This window comes from Streptomyces sp. NBC_00691 (assembly GCF_036226665.1).
GTDB lineage: Bacteria > Actinomycetota > Actinomycetes > Streptomycetales > Streptomycetaceae > Streptomyces.
This window is the reverse complement of sequence record NZ_CP109007.1, coordinates 7,773,749-7,790,985: the sequence shown is the minus strand read 5'-3', so window position 1 is coordinate 7,790,985 and position 17,237 is coordinate 7,773,749. Positions and strand designations below refer to the sequence as shown.

At 71.1% G+C, this 17,237-nt stretch carries 15 protein-coding genes and 1 pseudogene; 7 read left to right on the top strand and 9 right to left on the bottom strand.

Features of this window, described 5'->3' with window-relative positions; genetic code table 11:
• The first annotated feature begins 26 nt into the window (after positions 1 to 26).
• Complete coding sequence (locus OG392_RS34825; protein ID WP_329286208.1) at positions 27 to 626, top strand: pentapeptide repeat-containing protein; 600 nt, start codon at positions 27 to 29, stop codon at positions 624 to 626.
• Between the two features lie 156 nt (positions 627 to 782).
• Here OG392_RS34825 and OG392_RS34820 read toward each other — a convergent pair whose 3' ends face one another.
• A complete protein-coding gene (locus OG392_RS34820) occupies positions 783 to 3,098 on the bottom strand; it encodes a hypothetical protein (RefSeq protein WP_329286206.1) in 2,316 nt (771 codons plus the stop codon).
• 272 nt (positions 3,099 to 3,370) lie between these two features.
• Here OG392_RS34820 and OG392_RS34815 point away from each other — a divergent pair, with 272 nt between their 5' ends.
• On the top strand, positions 3,371 to 3,892 hold the full coding sequence (locus tag OG392_RS34815) for a hypothetical protein (protein WP_329286204.1): 522 nt from the start codon (positions 3,371 to 3,373) through the stop codon (positions 3,890 to 3,892).
• Between the two features lie 43 nt (positions 3,893 to 3,935).
• Here the strand turns inward: OG392_RS34815 and OG392_RS34810 are convergent, their stop codons facing one another.
• Both OG392_RS34810 and OG392_RS34805 read right to left on the bottom strand, forming a co-directional pair.
• Positions 3,936 to 4,532: an NADPH-dependent F420 reductase gene (locus OG392_RS34810; protein WP_329286203.1), complete on the bottom strand. Its 597-nt coding sequence runs from the start codon at positions 4,530 to 4,532 to the stop codon at positions 3,936 to 3,938.
• Positions 4,533 to 4,576: 44 nt separating this feature from the next.
• Positions 4,577 to 5,401: an inositol monophosphatase family protein gene (locus OG392_RS34805; RefSeq protein ID WP_329286201.1), complete on the bottom strand. Its 825-nt coding sequence runs from the start codon at positions 5,399 to 5,401 to the stop codon at positions 4,577 to 4,579.
• A gap of 140 nt (positions 5,402 to 5,541) precedes the next feature.
• Between OG392_RS34805 and OG392_RS34800 the strand changes: the two genes are divergently transcribed.
• On the top strand, positions 5,542 to 6,447 hold the full coding sequence (locus tag OG392_RS34800) for a LysR family transcriptional regulator (protein WP_329286199.1): 906 nt from the start codon (positions 5,542 to 5,544) through the stop codon (positions 6,445 to 6,447).
• Positions 6,448 to 6,797: 350 nt separating this feature from the next.
• Entirely contained in the window at positions 6,798 to 7,250 is a 453-nt protein-coding gene (locus OG392_RS34795) for a peptidoglycan-binding domain-containing protein (protein ID WP_329286197.1), read from the top strand.
• Between the two features lie 103 nt (positions 7,251 to 7,353).
• Here OG392_RS34795 and OG392_RS34790 read toward each other — a convergent pair whose 3' ends face one another.
• From OG392_RS34790 to OG392_RS34780, 3 genes are all read right to left on the bottom strand, one after another.
• A complete protein-coding gene (locus tag OG392_RS34790) occupies positions 7,354 to 8,307 on the bottom strand; it encodes a hypothetical protein (RefSeq protein ID WP_329286195.1) in 954 nt (317 codons plus the stop codon).
• A 156-nt stretch (positions 8,308 to 8,463) separates the two neighbouring features.
• Positions 8,464 to 9,351 carry a PhzF family phenazine biosynthesis protein gene (locus OG392_RS34785; protein WP_329286194.1) on the bottom strand — a complete coding sequence of 296 codons (888 nt, stop codon included), beginning with the start codon at positions 9,349 to 9,351 and terminating at the stop codon, positions 8,464 to 8,466.
• A gap of 284 nt (positions 9,352 to 9,635) precedes the next feature.
• On the bottom strand, positions 9,636 to 9,920 hold the full coding sequence (locus OG392_RS34780) for a MerR family DNA-binding protein (RefSeq protein ID WP_329286193.1): 285 nt from the start codon (positions 9,918 to 9,920) through the stop codon (positions 9,636 to 9,638).
• A gap of 249 nt (positions 9,921 to 10,169) precedes the next feature.
• On the opposite strand from OG392_RS34780, the gene OG392_RS34775 reads away from it, so the two are divergent.
• Positions 10,170 to 11,414, top strand: a complete 1,245-nt coding sequence (locus OG392_RS34775) for a PP2C family protein-serine/threonine phosphatase (RefSeq protein WP_329286191.1) — start codon at positions 10,170 to 10,172, stop codon at positions 11,412 to 11,414.
• Positions 11,415 to 11,468: 54 nt separating this feature from the next.
• Here the strand turns inward: OG392_RS34775 and OG392_RS34770 are convergent, their stop codons facing one another.
• Entirely contained in the window at positions 11,469 to 12,803 is a 1,335-nt protein-coding gene (locus OG392_RS34770) for a geranylgeranyl reductase family protein (protein ID WP_443055007.1), read from the bottom strand.
• Between the two features lie 81 nt (positions 12,804 to 12,884).
• Complete coding sequence (locus tag OG392_RS34765) at positions 12,885 to 14,225, bottom strand: helix-turn-helix domain-containing protein (protein ID WP_329286189.1); 1,341 nt, start codon at positions 14,223 to 14,225, stop codon at positions 12,885 to 12,887.
• Positions 14,226 to 14,387: 162 nt separating this feature from the next.
• Between OG392_RS34765 and OG392_RS34760 the strand changes: the two genes are divergently transcribed.
• A complete protein-coding gene (locus OG392_RS34760) occupies positions 14,388 to 15,713 on the top strand; it encodes a M64 family metallopeptidase (RefSeq protein ID WP_329286187.1) in 1,326 nt (441 codons plus the stop codon).
• Positions 15,714 to 16,070: 357 nt separating this feature from the next.
• A complete protein-coding gene (locus OG392_RS34755) occupies positions 16,071 to 16,949 on the top strand; it encodes a DUF4394 domain-containing protein (protein WP_329286183.1) in 879 nt (292 codons plus the stop codon).
• A gap of 118 nt (positions 16,950 to 17,067) precedes the next feature.
• Here OG392_RS34755 and OG392_RS34750 read toward each other — a convergent pair.
• Positions 17,068 to 17,157, bottom strand: a pseudogene (locus tag OG392_RS34750) (fasciclin domain-containing protein); the annotation flags it as partial.
• Positions 17,158 to 17,237: the final 80 nt, after the last annotated feature.

Genomic DNA, 17,237 nt, shown 5'->3' with positions numbered 1-17,237 from the left:
GACCCCAGAAACGGAACAGTGCGCCCATGACCGACGAGAACAGCCACGCCACCGAGGTACGCGAGCGGTGGGCCCGCCCGGAGAACGCCGCCGCCCTCGACGGCATCCGCGCCGCCCTCGCCGGTGGTGGCGACTGGCGCGCGCTCGTGCGCGAGTGGACCCTGCCCTGGGGCACCGAGAACGATCTGGCCGGCATTCCGCTTGCCGGTGTGGGCCTCGGCGGCGTGGACCTGAAGGACGTCATCCTCAGCTACGCCGACCTGCGTGGCTGCGACCTGACCGGCTGCGACCTCACCGACGCGTTCCTGACGGGCACCGACCTCCGCGACGCCACGCTGGTGAACGCGACCCTCACCCGCGTGAACGCCGGGCTCTGCGACCTCAGCGGGGCCGACCTCAGCGGCGCGACCGCGGACGACGCCGTGTTCTCCCGTGCCCGCCTCGTCGGCACCCGGCTCTCCGGCGCCTCCCTGCGCCGGGTGAAGTTCGTCGCGGCCGAACTCGGCGACGCGGACTTCTCGGACGCGGACCTGTCGGACGCCGTGATGGTGGCGGCCAGGACGGCGGGCACGATCCTGGACGGCGCACGCCTGGAGGGGACCCGCCGCGGCTCACTGAGGCCGTAGACCCTCAGCTGTCGACGGACCACGAAGGTCCCCGCGCCTCGCGCTCCCCGTGAGAACACCGGCCGTCCGGTCAGCCGCCGTCCCGTACACAGGGGAAGGGTCCCAGCCCGGGGCGAACCGGGGTGGGACCCTTCCTTTTCGTGCGGCTCGTTCAGGCTACTCCTGGGCGCTGCGGCGACGCCGCGTCCACCACACCAGGACCGCGCCGATGACTGCGATCGCCGCGGCGATGCCGGAGATCAGGCCGATCGGGGTGTCCGATCCGGTGTCGGCGAGGCCGCCGTCCGGGTCCGGCCGGTTCGCCGGAGGCGTCGCGGCCCCACTGCCGCCGGTGTCACCGTTGCCGGGCTTGGTCGGGTCCGGGCCCGGCGACGTGGGGGGATCGGTCGGCGTCGGGTTCGGGGCCGGCGTCGGGGTCGGGTCGGGCTTCCCGTCATCCGTCAGAGCGGCGCCGTTGCCGCCCAGGAACGCGGTGTCGCTGTCGCGGTCGGAGGTCTCGCTGCGCACGGAGTCCTTCGTCGCGCGGGGCAGTTCACGATGCCGGGCGGTGAACTCGACGCTCGTGACGTTCCGCTTGGGGGCCTTCGCGAAGTCGATGCCGCCGACGAAGAACGTGTAGATCCGGCCGTCGCCGAGGGGCCATTCGTAGGTGAAGTCGCCCTTGGTGAAGGACTTCACCATCTCCTGCCACACGGTCCGCTTGTCCCAGTGGGCGTTCTCACCCCGCAGCGGCCAACGCTTCACGTCGTTGCTGTCGATGAGGGGACGGAAGTCGGTGGCCTTCTTCGCGTCCTGCTGGCGGATCCACTCGGCCGCGACGCGGGACTTGTAGACGCGGCGCAGGTCGGCGTACTTGGGCTCCGTGTTGATCTGCTTCTGGACGTGCGGAACGAGATACTGGCTGATCAGCCGGTGGCTGCGCTCCTTCTCCTCCTTGCTGAGCTTCTTCGAGCAGTCCTCTCCCGGTACGGGGGTGGTGAAGTCCATCGCCGCGTGGTTGACCTCCAGCGGGGCGTCGAGAATGTAGATCCCGCCGTCCTGCTCGCGGACCTTCGCCCGGCCGGGAACGATCCAGTTGCGTCCCGAGCCCCAGCACGGCACCCCGTCGACCTTGGGGGCGGCGTCCAGGAACTCCTTGCCCGGGGATTTCTTGGGGTCCATGGCACGGGAGAAGTCCCGCTTCATCTCCATGTCGGCCACGAGGAGGACACGGCCGGCGTCGGTCTCGCCGAAGGCCTTGTCCATGACGGTGTCGGGCTGGTCGGGGTTGAGGTTCACCCACTGCCGGTCCGGGGTGAGCGCCAGCCACGTGAACAGCGCGTCGGAGGCCAGTTCGAGCTTCGCCTGTCCGCCCCAGCCCGGGTTGTCGTCCTCATCGGGCATGAGGTCGGCCTTCATGGAGTAGTCCAGAGCCTTGCCCTTGACCGGGTTGCCGACGTACTGGAGCTCCAGAGTGGAGAAGTCCACCCCGCCCGGGCCCCGGCCGAGCGCCGACCGGGCGTTGTCGGCCACGTACTGGTTCTGCAACTGCCGGGCCTGGGCCGGGTTCTGTCCCGACCCGTAGGCCATCGACGCGCCCGGGCCCTGGGTGCCCCTGTTCGGCAGCGGGTTGAACACGTTGTACGTCTTCGTGTACTTCGTCTGCGGCCACTGACCCTTCGCGGTCGCCCGGCGCTCCGCGATCCGGACCGGGTTGTTCCCCGTCCCCCGCTCCGCCCGCAGCTTGTCGTTCTCGGCCTTGTAGTCGCGGAGGGTCGCCCCGTTCGGCTTCTCCGAGGTGAACATCGTCAGGCGGTGCCGGGTGAAGTCGTGCTTCGCGTCCTTGTGCCGCAGGATGATCCTGTCGGCGCGGAGCTGGGCCGGCTTCCGCTTCCCGTCGGACTTGAACTCCCCCAGCTCACCGGTGCGCTGGTTGTAGGAGTCGTACCGCCGGGAGGCGATCTTCTTGCCGTCCTTGTCGAAGATCTCGATCGTGACCTCGCACAGCCAGTCGGGGCCGACCATGTTGAAGTCCTGAACCGCCTTGACCTCGAACACGCCCCCCTTCTGCTTGCTGACCTGCGCGCTGATCAGGTTGACCTTCCAGCTGCCGAACGGCTTGGGGTTGTTCGACTCGTTCCGATGCCGCTGATAGCGGGCGTAGATCGCCTTACGCATGTCCTCCGGGTTCTTGGAGGCCGCATACGCCTTGTCCCACTTGTCGATGTCCGCTCGACTGCCGGTGACCTGCCCCAGCTCGGCCGCGGTGGGCGCCGGAACGTTCTCGAAACCCTTGAACGCGTTGTTGTAGTAGTACTCCTCGTCAGGCCCGGACCTCGTCCAGTGCTGCTGACCCGTCGGCGCACCCGAGTTGTTCGGCGTACGCGGGATGGTCTTCTTCAGGTGCATCTGATCGCACCGCTTGCCGCCCGTGATCTTCGCGTAGTCGCCGGGCGCGGCCGACGCCACGGACGGCAGGCCGACCAGCAGCACCGCCGCTGAGGAGACGACCGCCAGCGCGGCAGATAAGCGCCTCTTCAGGCGCTGTCGTATAGGTGTGCTCACGTAGTGTCCCTGGTCGTGGGGGCCATGGGACTCAAGACTGCGAGGGCAGGCCGGACAAGGGCCCCCGTATCTGCCCGCTCCTGCCGACGCACCACACTAGAGGCCGTCAACGCCTGACGTGAAAGGGGTTGTTGACGCGTCGTGTGATGACTCCGCGAAGATCCTGCGCGGGCGACAGCACGGTTCGGTAGGTTCTGGCCATGACCACACCCCACTCCGACTACGACTCCACCCGCCACCCCGATCTCCTGGTCTGGCTCACCGAACGCCGGGCCGCCTTCGAGAGCTGGGCGCGGGAATCCGGCGGCGTCGAGACGTTCGACTTCTCCGACGCCTCCCTCGACGCCTTGGAAGACCTGGTCAAGGAGAGATTCGCCGAGTCGGAGGAGATCACCGCCCAGCGCCGCTCCCCCTTCGTCCAGGGTGCCGCGTGGTACATCGGCGAGACCCTGCGCCGACGGCGCGAGGGCTGGGTGTGGAAGTTCGAACCGGACGTCACCTTCGGCCTGCTCCCGGCGTTCTACCCCGCGGTCCCGGACCCCGCATACCTGGACACCCCCTGCGTCGGCGCACCCGACGCCAAGCCCGGCGAACACTGGTACCCCCTGAACACGCTGCGCCGACTCCTCGTCACCGAGGACGAGTTCGACAACCCCATCGACGAACGGCTCGTCGGCATGGTCGAGGGCTGGTACGAGGAGGACGACGAGGACGACGAGTAGCCGGGGCTCGTCGGCCGGCGGGCTCCAGGGGGCCGCGTCCGGGTCAGCGGGTGATCGAGAGGGCGAAGGGGGCGAATCCGCTGGAGCGGATCACGTGGGGCACGAACAGGATCGCGGCCTCCGTCGCGCGGGCCGTCCTGATCCCGCCGAGATCGGTGATCCACTCGTTGTGCCAGCCGAGGTCCCTGAGGAGTTCACGCACGGTCTGCTTGGCCCAGGGGTCCTCGCCGGAGAGGAACGCCGTCGGCGCCTGGGTGAGCGTGGCCGGGGCGGTCATCACCGGGAAGAGCATGGTGTTGAGGGTCTTGACGACGTGCGTGTCGGGGAGTGCTTCCTGGAGTCGCTCGGCGAGGCTCGAGCCGGGGTGGAGCAAGTCGGCGGGCAGGCCGTCCGGTCCGTCCGTGGTGGCATTGGAGACGTCCACGAGGAGGGTGTCGCGCAGTTCGTCGCGCAGGGCGGCGAGCCGTTCCAGAGAGCCTGCGCCCGGGGTGGCGTTGATGACGATGCGGGCGCGACGGGCGGCTTCGGCGGCGGCGCCCGGTGTGCTGTCCGCGACGGTCACCTCGTGCCCCGCGCGGATGAGGGCGGCGGCCAGGTTGCCGCCGACGCGGCCGTTTCCGAGTACGGCGATCGTGGTCATGGTGGTGTGGCCCCTTGTCGTGTGTTCGGGTGGAGAGTGTTCGGTCAGCGTGAGAGGGTGCTGACGGCCTGGGCGTGGACGCCGGGCGCAGCCGCCAGGAAGCCGGCGCTCTGAGGGGTCCAGGGGCGGCCCTCGGCATCGGAGATCCGTCCGCCGGCCTCGGAGACGAGGAGCGCGCCGGGCAGCAGGTCCGCGCGGGCGCCGGCGAACTGCCAGAAGGCATCGAGCCGGCCGGAGGCCACGTTCAACAGGTGCAGGGTCGCCGGCACGGCGACGCGGACGACGAGTGCGTCGAGGAGCATCTCCGTGATCGAGGAGCCGACGCGCCGGACGACGTCCACGTTCTCGTCGGGCCGGGCCTGGCTGGTGGCCACGACGCTCAGACCGAGGTCCGCGGTCTGGGAGACGTGCAGGGGCCGGCCGTCGAGGTGAGCGCCCGCGCCGGTGAGCGCGGTGTAGGTCTGGTCGGTCAGCGGCAGATGGACCGCGGTGAGCACCGGCTGGTTGTCGCGTACGAGGGTGGCGGTCACCGCCCATTCGGGCAGGGCGTGCAGGTGGTTGATGTTGCCTTCGACCGGATCCACGACCCACCACTCGCCGGACGGCAGCGCGCCGCCGTCCAGCTCGTCCTCCACCCAGCCGGCGTCCGGGCGCAGGCGCGTGAGGCGGGGGCGCAGGACGCGGAGGGCCGTGTCGTCGTTGGCCGCGAGCGCGCTCATCAGCTCCTCGCGGGTCCGGTACGGGACCACCTCGCCGAACCGCTCGCGCAGTGCCGCGCCTGCCTCGCGCACGGCGGCCGCGGTCTGGGCGAGCAGGTCGGCGTCGGAGGCGGTGACGGTGGCGTCAGTGGCCTGAAGGGTTTCGGACATGGTGGTACTCCCGTCTGAGAAGGGGGTGTTGAAGAAGACCTCGGGCCAGTCCGCGCGTTCCGTCCTGCGCCGTGGTGACGACGCTACGCACCCTCTCCATTAGCATCAAGTGCATGTCAGACACGGGTGGGATTACTCCCATGCAATTGGATTTGAATCTGCTCACCGCGCTCGACGCGCTGCTGGAGGAAGGCAGCGTGGCCGAGGCGGCCGCACGCCTGCACGTCACCGCCCCCGCGATGAGCCGGAGTCTGGGCCGGATCCGGCGCACCACCGGGGACCAGATCCTGGTGCGCACCGGGCGCACCATGACCCCGACCCCCTACGCGATCGCCGTCCGGGAACAGGTGCACGAGCTGCTGCACCAGGTTCGGGATGTGCTGGCACCGAGTCGTGAACTCGATCCGGCGACACTGGAACGCACCTTCACACTCCGCTGGCACGATTCCCTCGTCACCCTCTACGGCCCCGCGCTGCTCGCTGCCGTACGCGAACAGGCCCCGGGCGTACGGCTGCGCTTCGTCGCGGAGTCGAGCACGGACACCCCCGGACTACGACGGGGTGAGGTCGATCTGGAGGCGAACGCGCATCGCCCAAGCGCGGCGGACATCCGCGCCGAGCAGGTGGGCGAGACCCGCCTCGTCGCCGTCGTCAGGCAGGAACACCCCCTCACCCGACTCCGGACCGTCACCGCGCAGCGGTACGCCGCCGCCGAACACGCCACCGTCTCGCGACGCGGAAACCTCGGCAATGCCATCGACGAGGCCCTCACCCGCCTCGGCCTCACCCGCCGGGTGGTGGCGGCCGTCCCCACGGAAGCGGCGGCGCTGATGTTCGCGCGCGGCACCGACCTCGTGATCAGCGTCCCCGAGATCACCACGCGCACCGCGGCGGCCGACCTCGGCCTGGCCGTGCTTCCTCTGCCCCTCGAACTCCCCTCGGCGCCGGTGTACCTGTCATGGCACCAGCGCCATGACACCGACCACGCCCACACCTGGCTGCGCGAACTCGCTCGAACCGCCCTGGCCACATGCGGAGCGTCGTAGCGGACGTTCGAAGCCCGGCACGGGTCAGCCCGGCGCGGCAAGGCGCGGCCCCAGACCCTTCCCCTGGACGTCCCGCGTGGAGCGGCGGCTCACGGGACGCCGTCCCGGGACGATGCGCGGGACAGCTCCCCGCGGTGCTCCTGCCGAGCGGGGAATGCGCACCGCCGGGACGGCCCGCCGGCCGGCCGGGACTCCTCCGGGACGCCCGGGACACCGGGACGCGGCTGAACCCGGTCTAGCGTTGCCGCCGTTCGGGAGCGGTCACCAATGCCGTCCTCGCCGAGCATCCCCTCCCCAGCGCCATCCGGTGCCCCTCCATCCACCGTCGGAACTCTTCCCGGAGAACATCGATGAAGCACACCGTGACCTCGCTCGGAGCCGCCGTCGTCCTCGCCGTCGGCCTGCTGGCCACCGGCACGACAACCGCGTCGGCGGCCATGCCCACCTGCACCGGCGCCAACACCTATGTGGATGCCGTCGGCTACACCATGCGGATGCCCACCGACTACGAGGACGGCTCCAACTTCTGCGTGATGGGACGCGGAGCCACGGGCAACGGCGTCGAGGCTCTGCAGTGGACCATGCACTTCTGCTACGGCCAGATCAATCTGGCCAAGGACGGAATCTTCGGTCCGGGCACCGAGGCCGCCCTGAAGAAGGTCCAGGCGTCCGAAGGCCTCGTCGCGGACGGTGTGTACGGCCCGAACACCCGTGACCGCATCAAGCACCACTGGGAGATCTGGGACCAGGGCATCCGCCGCTGCCTCCGCATGACCCAGGCTCCGGGGCCGATCCGGGGCTGATGCCCTGCCACCGTGCTGTACGGACAGGACCGCCGGCCGCACCCTCAGGTGTATGAACGGGGTCCGGCGCAAGCGTCTCGAACGGCGACGGGCCGACCGGCGGTCAGAACGTCGAGTGGTCACCCCGCAGCCGGCGTCGCAGGAACGTGGCGAACGTCCGGTCCTCCAGGCACGTGAGCGCCGACGCGTCCGGCTCGGTGCAGGCCACGCGCCACTCCTCGGGAGCGCCCTCGGCGGTGCGCCAGCCGAACGCACGGCCACCGGCCTCCCCCCACTGCAGGAACAGCCCGTCCTCGTCCGGCCGACGCAGGCTCGCAACGACGGGGAAGACCCGCACGCCGGCGACGACTCCGCCGGGGAACTCCCTCATGATCGCCAGGTAGTCCTCCGGGAGCGCGCCGAAGGACTCGCCCGCCCGGCCGAGCAGCTCCTCCGCGTACTGCCGGACGCCGGGGACGCCGATGCTCCGCACGCGGGTGACGATCTCCTCGACCGCCCCGATGTCGCGGTACGCCAGCACCGTGGCCGTCGCACGCTTGTCCTCGGCCACGGTCCAGAACGTGCCCGCCTCGTACTCCTGGTACGTCTCGAAGGCGGGCGTCCCCTCCCCACGTCCAGCGAGGGCCCGCGCGACGAACTCCGAAGCGGAGAAGGGAAGGTCCAGCCAGAACTGGAAGTCGGTGTCCGTGAGGACGGTCGTCCAGTCCGCCGTGTCCGTGGAGGTGGTGTCCCACAGCAGCACGCCGTCATTGGCGGTGCGCCCCCAGGGCACCATGCCACCGGGCCGCGGGTGCAGCGGCAGCCAGATCTCCTGCTCGCGGCTCTCCAGGGTCTCCTTCATGTCCGCGACGCGCGGCGCGGTGTCCCGCGTGAAGTCCTCCAGAAGACGCACCGGGACGTCGGTCCCTCCGAGCAGCACGGGGGACGCGATCACCCCCTGCGGCAGGGCCTGGACCAGCCACTCGAAGCCCTCGGGGACGATCTGGCCGTACCCCTCTCCCTCCGGCCGCACCGGGGCGTCGAGACCCAGCAGCCGTAAGACGTCGAGATGACTCATGTGTTCCTTCCCCTACACGCCGACGTCCGCCCGTCAGGCGCCTCTCACTCGCCCTGGTGGGCCGCCACTCCAGTACCGCGCGACTACCGTCACTCCGGGAGCAGCGTGGCGGCACCGCCCCTGAGAGAAGCTCGGGACGCTGCCGGGCCACGTGGATCAGGCCGGGATACGGGTCCCCGCGCCGCTGACCCTGATCCGCCGGTCGTCTGCCCGCAGTTCCACCGTCAGGACGCCGGGACGTCCCATGTCCTCCCCTTGGTGGAGGGTGAGGACGGTCGCCTCGGGCACGAGTCCGAGCTCACGGGCGTACGCGCCGAAGGCGGCGGCCGCCGCCCCGGTCGCCGGGTCCTCGACGACACCGCCCACCGGGAACGGGGCGCGGACGTGGAAGACCTCCGCAGAGGCGCGCCAGACCAACTCCAGCGTCGTCAGGTCGAGCCGGTGCATGAGGGCCTCCAGGCGGGCGAAGTCGTACGCCAGGTGGGCCAGGCGCTCGCGGCTCGCGGCGGCAAGGACCAGATGGCGGGCGCCCGCGAAGGCGATGCGGGGCGGCAGGGCGGGGTCGAGGTCGCCGGCCGGCCAGTCGAGCGCGGCGAGTGCCTCGGCCACGTCATCGGCCGCGACCTCCTCGATGTGCGGCTCGACGCTCGTGAGCGTGGCCCGCAGGGCCCCGCCCTCGCGCGTCACGGTGACCGGTACGGTCCCGGCCCGCGTGGTGAACACCAGGTCGCCGGGGCCGATGCGCTCGCCGAGGGCCACGGCCGTCGCGACGGTGGCGTGACCGCAGAAGGGCACTTCCGCCTTGGGGCTGAAGTAGCGGATGGTGTAGGTACGCCCGTCGTCCGGCGCGCCGGAGCCCGCTTGCTCGGACGGCACTGTCAGGAACGCGCTCTCGCTGTAGCCGACTTCGGCGGCGATCGCGAGCATCTCCTCGGCGCTGAGGCCCGTGGCGTCCAGAACGATTCCGGCGGGATTTCCTCCCTCGGGATCGTCGGAGAAAGCGGTGTAACGGAGGACGTCGGGAGTTTCCCGCGTGGAGTTCATGTCGGGGCAACGGCGGGGATCCCTCGGTTGATTCCCCGGACGGACACCCGGTGAAGGCGAACGAGTCGACGACGAATGCCGTCCACCAGGAGCCTTTGCGCTTCGCAACCAGCTGCCGGCCTCCTCGGTCATCTCGGAGGGCGCACCGCCCGCCCACCCCCGAAACCCCTGTCACCCCCTGGCCTCCCGCGGTCGTGTCGCGCCCAGGTCCTTCACTCGACGGGCTTCCCACCACCCCTGCGCACGCCCGGTTCCGTCCGGCAGATGATGGAGGGCTCCGAGCATCAGCACCGCGTCGAACGACATCTCCGGCTGGACGATTTGCCGCGCGTCACCGACGAGGGCAGGCGGGCCGTGGACCGGAGAGTGTCACGTTCCGCCACCCGGCGACCTGCGCTCTTCGCGTCGGCCTCGGCCGGCTTGGCGGCACGTTCCTGGAGTCCGGCGACGGGGTGGTGGCGGCCGGCCGCCAGCAGCTCGGCGACCTCTTCCAGCGAGTACCCGAGCCGCTGCGCGGCCTTGATCACCGCAGCCCGGTCACCGGACCGGGAGCCAGACGTGGCACCCATATTCGAACATGTGCTCCAATCGAGGGAGGTCTGCTTCCACCTGTTCCGGACCCGGCCGACACACCCGTCCGCAGGCACCGGCGAGCGGCACCCGTGGCGAGACAAGCCGCCGAACCTCCGCATGGCCCGGACGGTACTCGTCGTCCCACACGCCCGCGGGGCAGCCCGGGCCCGCTGGGGCGCGGGCGGCCGGAGTGCTGCGTACGCTGGTCTGTGGGGGCTCCTCTCGGGACGACGATCGGAACGTCTGTGAGGCCGGAGATCGACCACGGGGCGTTGTTCGCCGCGACGCCCAGCCCGTATCTGGTGCTGGCACCGGATCTGGTGATCGTGGACGTCAACGAGGCGTATCTGCGGGCGACCGGCCGCACCCGGGACGATCTGCTCGGGCAGCACGTGTTCGACGCGTTCCCCGACAATCCCGACGACCCGAACGCGGACGGCGTGAAGAACCTCGGAGCGTCGCTGGGGCGGGTACTGGCCACCGGTGAGCCCGACACCATGGCGGTGCAGAAGTACGACATCCCCGTCGTCTCGCAGCCCGGTGCGTTCGAGGAGCGCTGGTGGTCGCCGGTGAACACCCCGGTCAAGAACGCGGACGGGCGCGTCGCGTGGATCATCCACCGCGTGGAGGACGTGACGGCGTTCATGAGATCCCGACGGTTCCGGGGCCGGACCGAGGGACGGCGGATGACCGAGCGCGAGGAGGGGATGGAGGCCGAGCTGTACGCCCGCGCGCGGGAGCTGCAGCGGCTGAACGAGGAGCTGAGGGCCGCGCACGCCCGGGAGCGGGAGGTCGCCGTCACCTTGCAGGAGGCGATGCTGCACTCCCCCGACCTGGCCCGGCACAGTGACGTGGCGGTGCGCTATCTGCCGGCGATCGGTTCGCTGAACGTGTGCGGCGACTGGTACGACACCGTCGACCTGGCCGAGGGGCGGTTCACCGTCGCCGTGGGCGACGTCGTCGGGCACGGGCTGGAAGCGGCCACCGTGATGGGCATGCTCCGCAGCGCGCTGTCCGCGGCCAGTCGGGCGGTGGCCGGGCCCGCCGGGGCTCTGGAAGTCCTGGGTATGTACGCACGCTCGGTGGACGGCGCGCTCGCCGCGACCGCCGTCAGCGTGCTCGTGGACACCCGCTCGAAACTGCTCGTCTACTCCAGCGCGGGGCACCCGCCGCCGGTGCTGCTGCACGCCGACGGCACATGCGAGATGTTGGACCAGGCCACCGACCCGCCGTTGGGAGCCAGGCCTGAGCACGTTCCCCGGCCGCAGGCCGGCATCTCCTACCGCTCGGGTGACACGCTCGCCCTCTACACCGACGGACTGATCGAACGCCGCGACGAGGACATCGACACCGGCCTGGACCGGCTCACCACCGCCCTGGGCGACCTCGTCGGCCTCGACCCGGCCCAGCTGGCCGACGCGCTGCTCGCGCGCCTCGGCGTCGCCAGCGGAGCCCGGGACGACATCGCCCTCGTCATCGTCCGCGTCTGAGCCGGCTGTGCGGTGGTCGGCGGTGAGCCGGCGGGCGATCTCCTTGCACAGGGTCTACCTCCGCGGTGCGGGAACGAGGCGCAGCAGCCCGTGGAGGACAGCGTCGACGGTGTCCTGAGCGGGCTCGTCGGTCACATGGGTGAGCAGGCGGGCCAGGGTGCGCAGCACGTGGGGCGAGGCCATCACACGGGGATGCAGGACGGGCCGGAAGCCGTAGCGTGAGAGGACCAGATCCCCGACGAGGTTGCCCAGCCGGTAGTAGCGCGCCCATCGGCGCCCGATCTCGGCCGGGTACTGGTGCAAGGCGTGTTCCCTGCGGGGTCCTGCCGGGCGGGCCAGCGCCAGGGCGATGATGTCCGCCGCCACCTCTGCGGCCTCCATGGCCTGGGCGATGCCCTCGCCGCTCCACGGACTGACCATGCCGGCGCTGTCGCCCACGAGCAGCACGCCCCGCCGGTACTGAGGATGCCGGTTCAGTCCCATCGGCAGCGGCGCGCTGCGCAGCGGCGATTCGGCGGTCTCTTCGTCCAGCCCCCAGTCCGCGGGCAGGCGGGGCAGCCAGTGTTCCAGCGTCGCTCGCAGGTCCACCGGCCTGCGCCGCCGTTGCTGCGGAAGGACACCGAGACCCACGTTCACGCGCCCGTCCCCCAGGGGAAACACCCATCCGTATCCGGGCAGGTCCCGTCCGGTACGAGGACAGCGCAGGTCGGCCCAGAGCTCCAGGTAGGGGTCGTGCGTACGCGCCTCGCTGCGGTAGTACCGCCGGGCAGCGGCTGCGACGGGCCTCTTGCCGTCTCGTTCGAACCCCAGGCCGAGCGTCGTGCGCGCCGAGGCTCCGTCGGCGGCGACCACCAACGGCGCCCGGTAGCGGACCGGTTCCTGCCCCGGTCCGCGGGAGGCGGACACGCCGATGACGTGTCCTGCCCGGTCGGTCAGCGGGCCCGTCACCTTCACGTGGGTACGGAGGCGCGCTCCGGCGGCGCGGGCGTGAGCGGCGAGCAGGTCGTCGAAGTCGTGCCGGCTCCGGGTGAGCCCGAAGTCGGGAAGGGCACCCAGGCGCGGCCAGTCGAGCTCCGCCTGCTCGCCGCCGCAGACCCAGCGCATGCCCTTGTTGCGCATCCACCCCGGTGCATCGATGTCGATGCCCATCCGCACCAACTGGTACACGCCGCGCGGTGTCAGCCCGTCGCCGCACACCTTCTCCCGGGGGAAACCGCCCTTCTCCAGGAGCAGCACGTCCACACCCGCTCTCGCGAGGTGCAGCGCGGCGGAGGATCCCGCCGGACCCGCCCCCACCACGATGACCCGTGCCTCTTCGTCACCTGCGCCTTCAGGACCCGAGCCGCCCGCGTCGCGCCCGTCACCGGCCTCGCCACTTTTGGTGATCACGCAACCACTATGCCCAGGGCGGAAGGTGGTGGAACGTGAGGCGCGGCCGAGCCCTCGCCCTCGCCCAGATCGCACTCCCCGTCAGTGCCGCCGGAACGCCACCGCCGTCGGAGCCGGCCCCAGCGTCGTCGTGCCAGGGGGCGACCGGTGGCCCAGCCCCGTGCGGTACGCGTCCAGCGCGGCCTCGGTACGGCCGCCGCGGCGCAGGAGGTCGCCCAGCAGACGGCACAGGTCGGCGAGGTCGCCGCTCGCGCCGCTGCGCTCCAGCAGCCCCAGCGCCATGACGTAGTGCTCCTCGGCCGCCTCGCTGTCTCCTCGCTCCTCGGCGATCAGCCCGAGCAGTCTGTGCGCACCCCCCGCGTGCACGGCACCGTGCCGATCACCGGGCTCGAGAAAGGCGGAGAGCAGGTCCGACGCCTCGCCGTGCCGTCCCAGCCGCCGGAGGACATCGGCCAGCTCCACTTCCACGTGTGCGGTGAACAGCGCCGCGCGCTTGACGTTCAGCATGTCCCGGGCGGCACGCAACTCCCTTTCGGCCGCGGCGAGTTCTCCGTTCTGAGCCTGGACGTAGCCGCGCATCCAGTGGCAGTGCGCGAGATCGGTCCGCAGGCTGAGCTGCTGGTAGATCGCCTGCGCCTTGGCCAGTGAGGCATCCGCGTCAGCCGTGCGCCCCTCGGCGAGGAAGGTACGGGCCACCTGCCGGTGCATGCCCGCCACCAGCGCCGGGTCGTCGACCTGCGGCGCGAGCGCCAGGGCGAGCTCGGCGGCGTGCGCGGCGCGGGCGTGGGCGCCCATGTCCATGTACGGGCCGATCACGGCGGCGTACAGGATGACCAGCGCCTCGGGGTCGGCCAGTCCGCTCGCGCCGAGCTCGTCGATGGTGGACTCGAGGAGGTAGCAGGCGTAACGCAGTTCGCCGGCCAGGAGGTGCGCGACGGCACGGCCACGGATCGCGCGTGCGCGGCGGGGCAGCGGCTTCTCGGCGAGGAGCCGCTCGGCGGCTTGGAAGTGGTCGCCCGCGTCGACCAGTTCACCGGTCTCCAGGGCGCAGTCGCCGAGCCCGAGCCGCGCCTCGGCCTGCTCGGGCACGAGGCCGAGGTCCTCCGCGTCGGCGAGCAGACGCCGGTAGCTCACGGCGGCCTCCTCCGCCGTCCCGGTGTCCAGCTGCCGGCGCGCGTCGACGAGACCGAGCCGCAGCTCCGTGGCGAGGTGCGCGGGCCTGCCGGTGGCCAGCTCCTCGTACGACGTGCCGAGCCGCTCGGCGAGGAACCGCAGCGCGGTCTCCGAGGGCCTGACCTTGCCGGACTCCAGCGTCGACACATACGCGGGGGTGTAGGAAGGCTCGGCCAACTGGCGCTGCGTCAGCCCTCGTTGAGCGCGCAGCCGCTGGACTCGGTGGCCGATCGTGGCCGGATCGTCCATCTGGATCCCCCTGGTTCGTGAACTGCCCAGTATTCAGAAGCGGCAGGCATTGCGCACGCCCTCGACTCCCCCTAGGTTAAGCGACTTGTTCAGCACATTTACTGCTGCACTTAACTCGCCTGGCAAGGGGCTGATTTCATGCGTTCGGCACGACGAGGAGCCATGGCGGTCGGAGTGACCGTCGCCCTCACGGCGGTACTCGCCGCCGCACCCGGCAGTGCGGCCGCGGACCCGACGGCGCCCCCCACGGCCCGGGTCGAGGTCGAGATACCGGGGCCGGAACACGGGACGTCCGCCGGATCCGGCCACACACGTGTACCGGCGGAGGGCCGGAACCGGGCGGCCTCCCGTCTGACGGCGGCCGAGGTGGCCGCCGACGGCGAGGTGGCCAAGACGGTCGACAACGGCCCCACCGCCGACCGGCTCGACATCGTCGTCGTCGGAGACGGCTACACCGCCGCCGAACTGCCCCGCTTCCACGCCGACGCCCAGCGGAAATGGGCCGAGCTGACGGCCGTCGAGCCGTACACCACCTACCGCGGCCTCTTCAACGTCTGGACCGTCGACGCCGTCTCCAACGAGTCCGGCGTCTCCGGCGACCCCTCGCCCGACACCGTCCGGGACACGGCTCTCGGCTCGTACTTCTGGTGCGACTCGATCGAACGGCTGCTCTGCGTCGACCAGGACAAGGTCGACGGATACGTCGCGAAGGCACCGGAGGCCGACCTGGTGCTCGTCCTCGCCAACAGCACCAAATACGGTGGCGCGGGCTACAACGAGCGCAGTGAGACCCTCGGCTACGAGGGCATATCGACGGCCTCGGCGGGCAACGAGAAGTCCGGCCAGGTCGCGATCCACGAGACCGGCCACTCCTTGGGCAAGCTCGCCGACGAGTACTTCTACGCCGACTACCCCGGCTACGAGCGGTATCCGGGTCCCGAGCCCACCGATTCCAACATCACCACCCTCACCGCCGACGACATGGCCGACCGGGGCACCAAGTGGCACCGCTGGCTCGGTGAGCGGTCTCCCGACGGCGGCACCGTCGGCGCGTACGAGGGCGGCGGCTACTACGTCACCGGGCTCCGGCGCCCCACCGAGAACTCTCTGATGCGCTCCCTCGACAAGCCCTTCAACCTGCCTGGAGTGGAGGCGATGATCGCAGGCTTCTACCGCGAGGCGCGCATCGCCTCCCCCGTGACGGCCACCGGTCGCACCCTCCGCGCCCGCGACACCGCCAAGGCCCTCGTACCCCGGCTGACGGGGGCGGACGGGCGTCAACTCACGATCCGCTGGCATCTGGACGGGCGCGAGGTGAAGTCCCTCGCGGGCCGCACCGAGGTACGCGTGTCCGACCTGGCCCTACGACTGCTCGACCTTCGGAAGCACACACTGTCACTCACGGCCGAGGACCGCACGCCCTCGGTGCGGGACCGCGCCATCGCCCGGACGATGAGGTCCACGGTCAGCTGGACGGTCCGCCTCTGACGGTCTCCGGCGTGCATGACCTTCGCAACAGGCCGACTCCCACCGCGGGCCCGCGCAACGGCCCGCGGTGGGCCTCGGCTTCTCCGCTTCCGTGCGGCCCGGCACCGTCCGCGACGTCGCCCAAGAGGCGGAGGGCCGCGGCCCCGACGCCCTGGTGGTCGCCGAGGCGGCACGCGACCCGATACTCCCGCTCCCCCGCGCCGCGGGTTGGGCTGGGAGTGGGCGTGGCAGTCGCACTATTGCGGGCTGATCGGGGCATCTCGGCCGTCCGGCCCCGTCCTCGTCCGATGGGACGTCGAAGGATCCACGGACTCGCCTCATCAAGAGTGCGGGCCGCTGATCGATCGGAGCTCTCTCGTGCGTACTCGATCCACCGCTGCCTCTGCGGCCGCAGCCGCCGTGGTGGTCTCTCTGCTCTCCCCGGTCCTGGCTTCGGCGACGGTGGCGGGCGGCGATCCGTTCGGTCCGTCGGAGCGTGCCCGCCACGGCCTGATCAGCGTGGGCCTGACCTCGGACCAGCGTCTCGTCGGATTCGACGTCCGCGACCCGGCCGACACCTGGTCACTGGGGAAGGTCAGTGGCCTCCAGGGCGACGACAGGCTCGTCGGGATCGACTTCCGCGTCCAGAACGGCAAGCTGTACGGCGTCGGCGACAAGGGCGGCGTCTACTCGGTCGACAGCGCTGCCAAGGCCCTGAAGGTCTCGCAGTTGACCGTCGCGCTCCAGGGCCGGCACTTCGGCGTCGACTTCAACCCCGCCGCCAACCGCCTGCGCGTCATCAGCGACACCGGCCAGAACCTGCGTCACAACATCGACGACCCCGCCGCCCCGCTGACCACGACCGCCGACGGCACCCTCACCAACCCCACCGTGCCGCCGTCGACAGCCCTCGGCGTCACGGGTGCCGCGTACTCGAACAACGACCTCGACGCGGCCACCGCGACCACCCTGTTCGACATCGACACCACGAACGACCGCGTTTCGCTCCAGTCCCCCGCCAACGCCGGCACCCTCGCCCCCACCGGCAACCTCGGCGTCAACGCCGGCCCGTCCGCCGGTTTCGACATCTACCACCAGGCTTCCGACGGCTCGAACCGTGGCTATGCGGCCCTGTCCACCGGCGGTAGGCAGCGCTTCTACAAGGTCGATGTCCTGACCGGCAAGGCCACTTTGATCGGCGCCTTCCCGGCCGGTCGACAGATCGTCGACGTCGCCCTCCCCCTCGACCAGCGCTGACCAAGGCGCCGACGGCCGGCAGGCCATCCGCGCCTGCCGGCCGCTTGCCGAGCACAGCGGAGCCTGCGGCGGGGCTCTGACCCTCTCCTTGGTGACGGTGCCGGTCCGCAGGGTCTCGAAGCGTGTCCACCAGACCGGCCTGTATGACGGCGGCGACCGGAGTGGACAGCTCCGGCTTGTCGGAGGCCGCTTTGGCCACCAGGTCCCGGCGCGCCTCAGAGCAATGGAGGGCGGAGGAACGTTGCCGTCCTCCGCCCTCCGGCCCGTCCCTTCCACACCTATGACTCC

Bases quoted from the DNA above. Each gene is read 5' to 3' on its own strand.
- OG392_RS34825 (WP_329286208.1), top strand. From the start codon at position 27: ATGACCGACGAGAACAGCCACGCCACCGAGGTACGCGAGCGGTGGGCC.
- OG392_RS34815 (WP_329286204.1), top strand. From the start codon at position 3,371: ATGACCACACCCCACTCCGACTACGACTCCACCCGCCACCCCGATCTC.
- OG392_RS34810 (WP_329286203.1), bottom strand. From the start codon at position 4,532: ATGACCACGATCGCCGTACTCGGAAACGGCCGCGTCGGCGGCAACCTG.
- OG392_RS34805 (WP_329286201.1), bottom strand. From the start codon at position 5,401: ATGTCCGAAACCCTTCAGGCCACTGACGCCACCGTCACCGCCTCCGAC.
- OG392_RS34800 (WP_329286199.1), top strand. From the start codon at position 5,542: ATGCAATTGGATTTGAATCTGCTCACCGCGCTCGACGCGCTGCTGGAG.
- OG392_RS34795 (WP_329286197.1), top strand. From the start codon at position 6,798: ATGAAGCACACCGTGACCTCGCTCGGAGCCGCCGTCGTCCTCGCCGTC.
- OG392_RS34790 (WP_329286195.1), bottom strand. From the start codon at position 8,307: ATGAGTCATCTCGACGTCTTACGGCTGCTGGGTCTCGACGCCCCGGTG.
- OG392_RS34785 (WP_329286194.1), bottom strand. From the start codon at position 9,351: ATGAACTCCACGCGGGAAACTCCCGACGTCCTCCGTTACACCGCTTTC.
- OG392_RS34780 (WP_329286193.1), bottom strand. From the start codon at position 9,920: ATGGGTGCCACGTCTGGCTCCCGGTCCGGTGACCGGGCTGCGGTGATC.
- OG392_RS34765 (WP_329286189.1), bottom strand. From the start codon at position 14,225: ATGGACGATCCGGCCACGATCGGCCACCGAGTCCAGCGGCTGCGCGCT.
- OG392_RS34760 (WP_329286187.1), top strand. From the start codon at position 14,388: ATGGCGGTCGGAGTGACCGTCGCCCTCACGGCGGTACTCGCCGCCGCA.